Source organism: Streptomyces atroolivaceus (assembly GCF_000717025.1).
Taxonomy (GTDB): Bacteria; Actinomycetota; Actinomycetes; order Streptomycetales; family Streptomycetaceae; genus Streptomyces; species Streptomyces atroolivaceus.
Window position 1 is genome coordinate 1,012,799 of sequence record NZ_JNXG01000002.1, and the last position, 10,865, is coordinate 1,023,663.

A 10,865-nucleotide genomic window follows, 5' to 3' on the forward strand; every position below is an offset into this window, starting at 1 on the left:
CAGGCACAGCGGGTCACTCCCCAGGGACGGCCGCACGCCGGTGGCGCGGCACGGCAGGACTATACATAGTGTGTATACGTGCAGTGCATAGTGGGCGGTGGCACAGCGTCGAACCCCGGTGACCTGGGGGCAGCCACCGGGGCTCGGTCCTGCGTCGTACGGGCTCAGCCGTTCGCGAGCGCCTTCACGCGGTCGTGCGCGCCGTCGAAACGGTCGTGGTCGCCGACCGCCGTGCCCGACGACGTGGACTGCCCCGGCGTGCAGCAGCTCCAGCCGGCCGGGGGTTCACCGACCGTTGCTGTCGTGACGGGTGCCCCGGAGCGGGCCGGTGGCGCTGAACAGGGCTCCGGAAGGGGGCCCGACGGCTGCCGGAGGTCTACGCCTGCGAAATACTGGCCGAGCTGCGGTGATGGCCGGAGCCGAAAGAAAACTTCGTCGGCGGGAAGCGTATGAGGGGTGCTGACGTGCACGGGAGCGGGAGCGGCGGTGAGCCCGGCGCGATGGCCGGAAATGGTGTGGACCACGAGTTCCTGGCGCTGGAGCGGGAGTTGGCGGTCTTCCTGCGCCGGGCGCGGGCCAATTCGGGAGAGATGGCGCGCGAGGTCCATCCGGATCTGGAAGCCGCGGCCTACGGGCTTCTCGTGCGGCTGGAATCGGCCGGGCGCCAGCGCGCCACGGACCTCGCCGCCTACTTCGGCGTGGGCAAGGCGACCATGAGCCGCCAGCTGCGGGCCCTTGAGGGCCTCGGCCTGGTGGCACGGGAGACCGATCCGGCGGACGGCCGTGCTTCGCTCGTCCACCTCACCGACGAAGGCCTCGCGCGCTTCCGCAGTGTTCGTGACGCCCGTCGAGGCCGTTACGCCCGCAAGCTCGCGGGATGGGACCGGACCGAGGTCGCGGAACTGGCTCGCCTGCTGCACCACCTGAACGAGCGCGCCGAGGGCTGAGGCGCCGGACCTCGGTGCCGGGCGGACAGCCGCCTCCGGACCCGTCGGGGCCCGGCCCCGGTGGCCGGCGCCCGCTACAGCTCGACGAGCACCGCTGTCGCGTCGTCATGCGTCTTGCCGCGGCGCAGATGCACACGGCCGGTGTCGGCTCGTTCCAGCTCCCTGACCCGGTCGATCAGCCCCTGCGGCCCCTCCTTGCGCAGCATCCCCAAGGTGGCTGTCCAGTCGCCTTCCCGGAACTTCTCCGTCCAGCGGCTCGCCCCGTCGGTCAGCGCGGCCAGGGCCCGGACGCCGGCCCGGGGGGTCTCCCCGGTCACCGCGCGCGACGACACCAGGGGGTCCGCGGCCGCGGTGAAGAAGCCGCCCTCCTTGTTCCTTGCGCGCGCGTCCGCGATCTCCTCCGAGGCGAGTGAGCCCGGCGGCAGCCGGTCGAGACGGTCGTCCAGCACCGGCCGGACCGTGCCGTCGGGAGCCTCGACGAGAAGGACGGAGTCGGAGAGCACGAGGTGCTCGATCCGCTGCTCGTCCCAACGCGCCAGGACCACGGTTGCCTGAGGCGTGCGGACGTGAGAAAGGTCACACAGGGAACGGTGTGTGTCGGCGGTGCGCCGGATGGACGTCGCCAGGATATCGGTCAGCGTCAGATCCCGTCTCGAAGCGGACAGTTCGGCCAGGGTGCTCCCGAGTCGCGCGGTGAACCACGGGACCGAGTGGACGCAGCCGTCACTGCCCACGGGTGGCGTGACGCCGTCGAGCAGAACGAGGACGCCGCCCTGGCCGGCCGCGGGTGCGGCGGCCGATACCCAGTCCTCGTTGGGGCGTTCGGGGCTGCCTGGCTCGGTGGCGAGTTCGATACGCATCCGTCCAGTCTGCACGCCCTCTTCACGGCGCCTGCACGATCCCGTGGTTGGACGGTACCAGCAGGTCATATGGCCCGCGGAGGCGGAATCCGCAGCTCCGTGCATATGCGGGCGGGCATACTGCCAAAGCCTGGCCCGAACTTCCACCCGGGGGCTCATGCATGCCCAGTGGCGCCTGTGGGGAGACTTGTTCGCCAACTCCGGAGTGATGTTCACTCGTTCGAGTGGCGGAGCGGTTGATGCACGGCCCCCTCTCAAAAGCGCTGGAATGGTCGGAAGCCGTACGGCGCACATCAGGGCAGGGTGCCCACTTCACGTGACCGTGCGTCACCTCTGCTTCAAGGGCGGACGAGTCAAGATTGCGAGCACCGGTGCAGAAGAAGCGGCCTCGGAGCAAGGACAGCACGCGCGAGGAGTCCGGGGCGACGCCTCAGGCAGCGGGCGCCTCCAAGCGGACCGTGCGGGTACGCAGCCGGCTCGTCGCCGGCGTCGCCGTCGTAGGGATCACCGTCATCGCGGCAGGTGCCCCGGCGGCCCTGGGCGCGTCCTCCGATCTCAACGAGTCCCAGCGGCTCGTGACGCTCGCAGAGCTGAATCAGCAGGCGATCACCCTCGCGCACTCCCTCGCGGACGAGAGGGACGAGGTCACCGCCCACATCGCGGGCGGCCGTGAGGAAGAGGACGGCAAGGGCGGCACCACGAGCCCCGCGGCCCGTGTCGACCAGCAGGTGGACGAGATCCGGGAGGCCGCCCCGGCCGCACTGCGCAGGGACCTCGCCGACATCCCCTCGCTGCGCCGGACCGCCCTCACCGGCAAGGGCTCGGCGATGGAGGCCTACCAGGCGTACTCCGACGTCATCGCCAAGCTCCACGACATCGCCGAGGAACTGGCCGAGAAGACCCCGCCGCGCGCCGCCGACGCCACCCGCGCGCCGCTGGCCCTCGGCAGCGCCGTGGAGCAGGCGTCCGCCACCCGGGGGCTGCTCCTTGCCGCGCTCGCCGTGCCCGGCAAGGAGCCCCAGCAGCAGATCGACCCGTTCACCGGTCTGCCCGTCCAGGGAGAGGACACGGGCGGAGGCGACGACGACCGCAACCGCGACGAGCTGAGCGCCGCCGCGCAGCAGTCGCGGGTGCGCGAGCTCGCCTCCCTCGCCGAGTTCGACCAGGCCGCCGGGCCCTCCGCGCGGGACAGGCTCGCCTCCACCGTCACCGGCCCCGAGGTCACCAGCGCGGAGAAGTACCTCACCCGGTTCACCGACCGCCCCGAGCTGTCGGACGCCGACCGGGAGGTCGACCCCGAGAAGGCCGGGGCTGCGCTCTCCGCCCGGATCGACCGCATGCGCGGGGTGGAGTCCGCCCTGGGCACGGCGCAGGTCAAGCGACTGGAGGGGCTGCGCGACGAGGACGTCACCGCGCTGGAGCTCCGCCTCGCCCTGCTCGGGGGCTGTCTGCTGGTCGCCGTCGGCGTCTCCACCGCCGTCGCGCGCACCCTCACCCAGCCGCTCGCCGTCCTGCGGATCGGGGCCGGCCGCATCGCCGCCGAGCCCGAGACCGCGGAGCCGGTCCGCTACACGGGGCGCAACGACGAATTCGCCCAGGTCGTACGGTCCATCAACGCCCTGCACGGCAAGCTGCACGGGTTGCACCACGATGTGACCGGCCAGCTCGAGAGCATGCAGACCGAGCGCGGCGAACTGATCGCGGGCCGTGAGGCCCTCACACTCCAACGGGCGGAGCTGCAGGTCCGGGTGGCGGAACTCACCGGCCAGCTCGAGCGGCTCCGGAACACGGTCCACCACACCTTCGTCAACCTGTCACTGCGCACGCTCGGCCTCGTCGAGCGTCAGCTCGGCGTCATCGAGGGCCTGGAGGAGCGCGAGCAGGACCCGGAGCGTCTGGCGACCCTCTTCAAGCTGGACCACATGGCCACGGTCATGCGGCGTCACAGCGAGAACATGCTGGTTCTCGCGGGTGCCGATCACAACCAGGGGCACGCGGGCCCGATCGCCCTCGTCGACGTCATGCGTGCAGCGGTCAGTGAGATCGAGCGGTACGAGCGGGTCACCATCCAGTCCCTGCCGCCGCACGCCCAGGTCGCGGGGTTCGCCGCCGACGACCTGAGCCACCTCGTCGCCGAACTCCTGGAGAACGCGACCTCCTTCTCCCCGCCCGACTCCCATGTCGAGCTCTCCGGCTGGCTGATGGAGACCGGGGAGGTGATGCTCTCCGTGCAGGACGAGGGCATCGGCATGTCGGCGGTCCGGATGGGCGAACTCAATGCCAGGCTGGCCGATCCGGCGTCCTTCGAGGCGGGCGAACAGGCCGCGGACGGAGCCGGTCTGGGTCTTCAGGTGACCTCGCTGCTGGCGGCCCGCCACGGTGTACGGGTGCAGTTGCGTGAGCAGAAGGGGAGTGGGGTGACCGCGGTCGTCGTCCTTCCGCAGACGCTGCTGCCCAAGGCGCCCCCCGTCTCCTCATCGCCGCCCGTACCGCTGCCCGGGGACGCGCCCACGCTGAATCTGCCGGGGTCGGTCGCCGAGGCCAACTCCAACGCGCTGCCGGCCCGTTCGGGCCTCCCGGACGGCGACCCGCTGATCGCGGCCGCCGAGCGCACCCTGCAGACGGCGGCCCCGCAGCCCGCGGCACCGGAGCCCACCGCGACGGAGCCCACCGCGACGGAGCCCACCGCCACGGAGGCGGCGGCGCCCGAGGCGGCCGCGCCCGTCTCCGAGCCCGGCCCCGTCTCCGAGCCCGGCCCCGTCTCCGAGCCCGGTCCCGTCTCCGAGACCGAGGCCCGGGAGGAGCCCGGGGTCCTGGAGGAGCCCGGGGCTCGGGACGGGTCCGAGACCGAGACCACGATGCAGGTCCGGCTGCCCGCGCAGCAGGACGCGCCGAGTCCGTACGCGATCGGGCCGGACAGCCACGAGCGGGCCGCCGACACGAGTCCGGCGACGGCCCCCGCCCCCGCCCCCGCTCCGGCCGCCGAGGCCCTCCCGGGCCCCCGGCAGCCGATGACCGGACTGGGCGAGGAGGTGCCCGACCCGGCACCCTCGCCCGAGCGCATCACGGACAAGGGACTGCCCAAGCGCACCCCCAGGATCACCGCGCCGCCGTCGGCCCCGGCCACCGAGCGCAAGAGCAGCCTGGACAAGGAAGCCCTGCGCCGTCGGCTCGGCGGTTTCCACCAGGGTGCGAAGGACGGCCGCCGGGATGTGGAGGCGGAGATCGGCGAGAGCGGCCCACAGACCGACCAGGACCGTACCGACGGTCGAATCGATGAGACGGGGGACACAGTCGAGGAGGCACGCAGTTGACTGCGCCCAGCACGTTCGGGCTGAGCACCGAGGCCCGGAACCTTCACTGGTTGCTGAGCAATCTCGTGGAGGAGGTGCCAGGGGTGCACTCGGTCACCGTCGTCTCGTCCGACGGACTGATGCTGCTCTCCTCGGACCCCGGTCTCGCGACGGCCAAGGAGTCAGGACGGCGGACGGGCCCCAGGGGTTCCAGCGCCGACCTCGCCACCATCGTCTCCGGTATCGGGTCCCTCACGATCGGCGCCGCCAAGCTGATGGACGGCGGTGGCGTCAAGCAGACGATGGTCGCGATGGAGGAGGGCAGCGTCTTCGTGATGTCGGTCAGTGACGGTTCCCTGCTCGGTGTGCACGCCACCGCCGACTGCGACATGAGCGTCGTCGCCTACCACATGGCGCTCTTCGTCGGCCGTGCCGGACACGTACTCACCCCCGAACTCCGCAGTGAGCTGCGCAAATCGATGGAGAGCACCCAGTGACGTCAGCTGCTGAACCCGTACGAAAACTCCCCGTCCGTGGTGCCGACCGCAAGGCCGCACGGGTCCGCCCGTACTCCCTCACCGGCGGCCGCACCCGCTTCGGCCACGTCCTGCTGGTCGAGACGTTCGTCGCCGCGCTGGAAGCCCCCGAGGAGCGCCGCGAGCTCACGAACGGCACTCTCGCCTCGCGGGTCATGCCGGAGCTCCGCGCCATCGTCGAACTCTGCCGCCGTATGCGTACGGTCGCGGAGATCTCCGCCCTGCTGAAGATGCCGCTCGGCGTGGTCCGGGTGCTGCTCAGCGACTTGGCAGACCAGGGAAAGATCCGCGTCTACGGAACCGGTCACGGCACCGGCCAGCCCGACCGCGCGCTGCTCGAAAGGGTGCTCAATGGACTCCGCCGTCTCTGAGGCTCCGCTCTTCACTCCGCGTCAGCGAAACCCGCAGGACCGGCCCGAGGAGTCGGTACAGGCCTGGCAGCTCGACCACACGCGGGCGCCCATCGCGACCAAGATCGTGGTCGCGGGCGGCTTCGGCGTGGGCAAGACGACCTTCGTCGGCTCGGTCTCCGAGATAACCCCGTTGCAGACCGAAGCGCTGATGACGCAGGCCAGCGAGGAGACCGACGACCTCACCGCCACGCCCGACAAGGTCACCACGACCGTCGCGATGGACTTCGGCCGCCTCACCCTGGACGACGACCTCGTCCTGTACGTCTTCGGGACCCCCGGTCAGCAGCGCTTCTGGTTCATGTGGGACGACCTGGTGCGCGGCGCGATCGGCGCGGTCGTCCTGGCCGACACCCGGCGTCTCGCCGACTGCTTCGCCGCGCTCGACTACTTCGAGAGCTGCGGCCTTCCCTACATCGTCGCCGTCAACCACTTCGAGGGAACGCCCGGTTACGAGCAGGACGACGTCAGGGAGGCCCTGACCATACCTCCGCACGTGCCTGTTGTGATCATGGACGCGCGTAACAGGATCACCGTCGTCGAGTCGCTGCTCGCTCTGGTGGGCCACGCACTCGACGTCGCTCCCGAGTAACGACAGACGCGCCCAGAACACGTAACGGAGAACCGCGATGCGGAAGATACTCATAGTCGGAGCCGGTCAGTCCGGTCTCCAGCTGGCCCTCGGACTTCAGTCCAGCGGGTACGAAGTCACCCTGATGTCCAACCGCACCGCCGACGAGATCCGGTCCGGCCGGGTCATGTCGACGCAGTGCATGTTCCACACGGCTCTCCAGCACGAGCGCGACCTCCAGCTCAACTTCTGGGAGTCGCAGGCTCCCCGCATCGAGGGTGTCGGCGTATCGGTCGCCGGGCCCGACTCCTCGCGCGTCATCGACTGGGTGGGGAAGCTCGACGGCTTCGCCCAGTCCGTCGACCAGCGCGTGAAGATGGCCGGCTGGATGGAGACCTTCGCCCAGCGTGGCGGACAGCTCGTCATCCACGGGGCCGCGGTCTCCGACCTGGACTACTTCTCCCGCACGTACGACCTGGTGATGGTCTCGGCCGGCAAGGGCGAGCTCGTCTCGATGTTCGGCCGGGACGCCTCCCGCTCGCCGTACGACGCCCCGCAGCGGGCACTGGCCGTCGCCTACGTCCACGGACTGGGCCCGCGTCCGGAGCACCCGGAGTTCGACGCGGTGCGGTGCAACCTGGTGCCCGGTGTCGGTGAACTCTTCATCATGCCGACCCTCACGACGTCGGGCCGTGCGGACATCCTGTTCTGGGAAGGCATCCCCGGCGGCCCGCTCGACGCCTTCCAGGGCATCAAGGACCCCTCGGAGCACCTGGCCAGGACGCTGGAGCTCATGGAGAAGTACACCCCGTGGGAATACGCACGCGCCACGAAGGTCGAACTGACCGATGCCAACGCCACGCTGGCGGGCCGTTACGCCCCGACGGTGCGCAAGCCCGTCGGGCGGCTGCCCGGGGGCGGTCTGGTCCTCGGAGTGGGCGACGTGGTCGTCGCCAACGACCCGATCACCGGCCAGGGCTCCAACACGGCGTCCAAGTGCGCCCACTCCTATCTGCACTCGATCCTCGATCACGGCGACCGGCCGTTCGACGAGGAGTGGATGGAGGCCACGTTCGAGCGGCACTGGGAGAAGACCCAGCACGTCGTGAAGTGGACGAACGCCATGCTCGGCCCGCCGCCGGAGCACGTCCTGAACCTGATCGGCGCGGCCGGTCAGCTCCAGCCGGCCGCGGACCGGTTCGCCAACGGGTTCAACGACCCGGCGGACTTCGACAACTTCTTCTTCGAGCCGGAGAAGACGAACGCCTACCTGGGCTCGCTGACCGGGGCCTGATCTACGGGCTGACCTGCGAAGTAGTGGTTGGCGTTGGTGAACGTTGGTGGCTGTGGGCCGTCCTCGGACGGCCCACAGACGGCCCAGACGTGAGCCGTCTTGAGGTCCCAAGCGGCTTGTCGTCTCACTTGTCGCTTGTCTTGTCTTGTCGCTTGTCGGCCCGCAGGTCAGGCGCGCTATCGGTCGCGTGGAGTCGTTGATGACGTGCCCCGCGACAAGCGACAAGCTGGAGAGACCGCCCTGCGGGCGGGCGACCCATACGTGCAGTCCTGGGGGTTCGAGCAAGAGGACCGTCCGGCCGGCGCATTGGTGAAACGATGTCTATATGACTCGAAACCCTGGCTTCACCACGTGGTTGAAGGCGCATGCGAAGGATGAGAGCGCCATCGGGGACTTGGCGCGTGATGTCGCAGCGGATCCGGACTGGCCGAGCCGAAGGCAGCTCAGCGGTCAACGGGAGTACCTGGAAGAGCGCGGTGCAATCCCGGCGGCGGTGGAGACCCTGGAACGTGCATGGGAACTCTATGAAGCTCGACAGGAGCGATGAAGAGACCACCTTGCGCGGGGACGTGGTCTCTCCCTGCGAAGCGTGCGGCCGGTCTGCGCCTCTGAAGAGCCGTCCAAGAGCTATGCAGGAGAGTCGGTGCTGGGAGCTCCCGAACCCCCCTCCCTGCGTGGCCTCCTTGGAAGGCTCTTCAGTGGAGAGAGCGGTTCCGGTTCTCTCTTCCTTTAACCCATCCTAGAGATTTGGTGTAAGACAGCGTCCGCAGCGTCCGCAAGGGGTTCGGGAGGGTGCCTGACCTGCGGGAATGGTGCGGACGCTAAACAAACTGTTTAGCGTCCGTTAGCGTCCGCAGCGTCCGCAAGCCCCCCCACCGCTTAAGAGCATTACCGCAGGTCAAGACGGCTCTTAAGGAGGAGACGTGCGGACGCTGACCTCTCCCTGCCGCATGGTTCTCTCCGGCAGTGAGCATTCCGCTTCCCGCTCACAAGCAAGAGGAGCACCCCCGGCGGCGCGGCGCGGGGTGCTCCTCTTGCTTGTCCAATGGCTCCCACTTGTAGCACTACAAAAGCTCCCCTCTTTTTCTTAAGTAGGAGAGGTCTGCGTCACCGCGTCACCCCGGTGGCGATAAAGGGGCTTTGACCTGCGGGAAAGCGGGGTGACGCAGAGCCAGAATCGTGCGTCATCGTGCGTCACCTGCGTCACCTGCGTCACCCCATGACGCGGCCCTGCGTCACCGATGACGCACCCCCGCACGCCTGCGTCACCCTGAAACCGCAGGTCAGGGGGTTCGGGTGACGTTGATGACGCGGTGACGCAGAACTCCGGCCCTCGGACAGGTCCCGTACAACCGGGCCCGCACCGCGCCACGGTGCCCCGAGTCGGCCGGCGGGCTGCGCGCGCTCGCGTAGCGAGCTGCCCAAAGTCGTGCGGCTCGCCGCTCGCTACATCGTCCTTTTTAGCGAGCAGAGCCCCGGATTGCCCTGCTAGACCTAGCACCCCCGGCTGCTAGGTCTAGCACCCCCGCTAGCAACCAAAACCCGCCCTGAGCTGCGGCCTAGCGTCTAGCGGCCCTGAACTTATGTCGATCCCTCCAGCGCCTTCAGTACGGACGCGGGGTCACCGTCGTAGACGATGTGGGGCTCGTCGGGCTGGGGTGGGACGAATCGGGCCCGGTAGCGGAGCAGGTCGCTTTCGGCGAAGTAGATCGAGTTCGGGTCCGCCTCGTGCTGCACATTCCGCCTGTTCACGCGCGCCCAGAGTTCTTCGTGACTTGCCTCCAAGTAGACGAGCAGTGAGATTGCGCCAGCGTCCGTCGCGATCGTCTGCCATCGAGCCCGGTCGTCCGGCGTCCAGAAGCCATGATCGACCACCACGTTCTGCCCGCCCTGAAGGATCACTCCCAGCTCTGCGGAGACGTCTTCGAGTACAGGGCGTTCGAGGGTCGGGAAAGTGCCTCGGGGGAAGTCGACGCCGTACACACCGTGTCGGCGATACATCTCCTCGTCCGGGCACAGCCTGGCGAAGCCGCGAGCCGTGAGCGCTCGGGAGAGAGTCGTCTTGCCTGAGCCAGGAAGCCCTGCCATCAGTACGCAGAACGGCCGGGCGCTGCTGTCGCTGTCGGTCACTGGGTGACCTCCGATTTCGTCTGCCACGTGCGGCCGGGACTCCCCAGGTCGACGCCGTACTCCACGACGCTCTCCCCGCTGTCCACGAACCTCGCCGTCATTACAACTACTGCCCCGGTCAGGGCCGTTGCAGGATCCACCTCCAGCAGCGAAGCATCTTCCGGGGTCAGCAGGCGCGCGGACGCGGTGTCGATCCGATGCGTGATCGGTCGGCCGGTTGCCTGAGCGATGAGCTGGAGTGATGTTCCCCCGGTCAGACGTTCGCTCTTTGTCAACTGTGGCACCAGCTTCCCGTACTGAGCAGGGATCCAGGAAGTGGAGTGGGCGACGATTCCGTGCCGGTCGCGGTACACGCGGCACCGCTTGACGACATCCGACCCAGGTTCGATGTCCAGGGCCCTGGCCACGTCGGCAGGCGCCGGCACTACTGAGGCTTGGTGAGAGTCGGACCGTTCTCCAGCCCCCCAGCTTGATCCGCTGCGGCGCCCCCGGTCCTGACGCTGAGATCCGGAGGACATGGGAGCAGGGCGGTCCAGTACTTCCGTCCCGATTCCGTGGATACCCCGGACGAGACCCTCGCTGCGCAGCTTTCGCAACGCCTTCTCGGCGGTCGCGGTACTGACCTGCCACTCCTGCGCGAGGTTCTTGATGCTCGGCAGAAGTGAGCCCGGCGGCAACTGGCCGGACGTGATCGCCTCGGTGTAGTGCGCGGCGATTTGCGCGTACGGCGCTCGGTTGTCGGCCTGATCCGACATTCCCTCAGCTCCCTCGTCTCCGTGGATGACATCCCTAGCGTACCGCTTGACACCCTAGGGTGCCCTAGG

General features: G+C 69.2%; 10 protein-coding genes and 1 pseudogene. 7 read left to right on the plus strand and 4 right to left on the minus strand.

Features of this window, described 5'->3' with window-relative positions; genetic code table 11:
• Window positions 1–164 precede the first annotated feature (164 nt).
• A pseudogene (locus OO67_RS39590) lies at window positions 165–299 on the minus strand (lysozyme); the annotation flags it as partial.
• 150 nt (window positions 300–449) lie between these two features.
• Between OO67_RS39590 and OO67_RS07915 the strand changes: the two are divergent.
• Window positions 450–947: a MarR family winged helix-turn-helix transcriptional regulator gene (locus tag OO67_RS07915; protein ID WP_382055485.1), complete on the plus strand. Its 498-nt coding sequence runs from the start codon at window positions 450–452 to the stop codon at window positions 945–947.
• Between the two features lie 74 nt (window positions 948–1,021).
• Here the strand turns inward: OO67_RS07915 and OO67_RS07920 are convergent, their stop codons facing one another.
• Entirely contained in the window at window positions 1,022–1,807 is a 786-nt protein-coding gene (locus tag OO67_RS07920) for a protein phosphatase 2C domain-containing protein (protein WP_033298302.1), read from the minus strand.
• 371 nt (window positions 1,808–2,178) lie between these two features.
• Between OO67_RS07920 and OO67_RS07925 the strand changes: the two genes are divergently transcribed.
• The 6 genes from OO67_RS07925 to OO67_RS36325 all read left to right on the plus strand — a co-directional run bounded on the left by OO67_RS07925 (window position 2,179) and on the right by OO67_RS36325 (window position 8,458).
• Window positions 2,179–5,121, plus strand: coding sequence for a sensor histidine kinase (locus OO67_RS07925; protein ID WP_033298304.1), 2,943 nt, complete (start codon window positions 2,179–2,181; stop codon window positions 5,119–5,121).
• The gene (locus tag OO67_RS07930; RefSeq protein WP_033298305.1) at window positions 5,118–5,597 is read left to right on the plus strand and encodes a roadblock/LC7 domain-containing protein; all 480 of its coding nucleotides are present in this window, start codon (window positions 5,118–5,120) and stop codon (window positions 5,595–5,597) included. The genes OO67_RS07925 and OO67_RS07930 overlap by 4 nt, the downstream gene beginning before the upstream one ends.
• Window positions 5,594–6,007 carry a DUF742 domain-containing protein gene (locus tag OO67_RS07935; protein ID WP_033298307.1) on the plus strand — a complete coding sequence of 138 codons (414 nt, stop codon included), beginning with the start codon at window positions 5,594–5,596 and terminating at the stop codon, window positions 6,005–6,007. The genes OO67_RS07930 and OO67_RS07935 overlap by 4 nt, the downstream gene beginning before the upstream one ends.
• Window positions 5,988–6,638: a GTP-binding protein gene (locus OO67_RS07940; RefSeq protein ID WP_033298309.1), complete on the plus strand. Its 651-nt coding sequence runs from the start codon at window positions 5,988–5,990 to the stop codon at window positions 6,636–6,638. Before OO67_RS07935 ends, OO67_RS07940 begins: the two co-directional genes overlap by 20 nt.
• Before the next feature lie 37 nt (window positions 6,639–6,675).
• Window positions 6,676–7,911, plus strand: a complete 1,236-nt coding sequence (locus tag OO67_RS07945) for a styrene monooxygenase/indole monooxygenase family protein (protein ID WP_033298312.1) — start codon at window positions 6,676–6,678, stop codon at window positions 7,909–7,911.
• Window positions 7,912–8,236: 325 nt separating this feature from the next.
• Window positions 8,237–8,458, plus strand: a complete 222-nt coding sequence (locus tag OO67_RS36325) for a YozE family protein (protein ID WP_078597705.1) — start codon at window positions 8,237–8,239, stop codon at window positions 8,456–8,458.
• A gap of 1,034 nt (window positions 8,459–9,492) precedes the next feature.
• On the opposite strand, the gene OO67_RS07950 is transcribed toward OO67_RS36325, so the two are convergent.
• Window positions 9,493–10,041, minus strand: coding sequence for a P-loop nucleotide/nucleoside kinase family protein (locus OO67_RS07950; protein WP_341864635.1), 549 nt, complete (start codon window positions 10,039–10,041; stop codon window positions 9,493–9,495).
• Entirely contained in the window at window positions 10,038–10,796 is a 759-nt protein-coding gene (locus OO67_RS07955; RefSeq protein ID WP_033298314.1) for a GntR family transcriptional regulator, read from the minus strand. Before OO67_RS07955 ends, OO67_RS07950 begins: the two co-directional genes overlap by 4 nt.
• Window positions 10,797–10,865 lie beyond the last annotated feature (69 nt).

Coding starts and splice junctions, on each gene's coding strand:
- OO67_RS07945 (WP_033298312.1), top strand. CDS start 6,676: ATGCGGAAGATACTCATAGTCGGAGCCGGTCAGTCCGGTCTCCAGCTG.
- OO67_RS07915 (WP_382055485.1), top strand. CDS start 450: ATGAGGGGTGCTGACGTGCACGGGAGCGGGAGCGGCGGTGAGCCCGGC.
- OO67_RS07955 (WP_033298314.1), bottom strand. CDS start 10,796: ATGTCGGATCAGGCCGACAACCGAGCGCCGTACGCGCAAATCGCCGCG.
- OO67_RS36325 (WP_078597705.1), top strand. CDS start 8,237: ATGACTCGAAACCCTGGCTTCACCACGTGGTTGAAGGCGCATGCGAAG.
- OO67_RS07940 (WP_033298309.1), top strand. CDS start 5,988: ATGGACTCCGCCGTCTCTGAGGCTCCGCTCTTCACTCCGCGTCAGCGA.
- OO67_RS07920 (WP_033298302.1), bottom strand. CDS start 1,807: ATGCGTATCGAACTCGCCACCGAGCCAGGCAGCCCCGAACGCCCCAAC.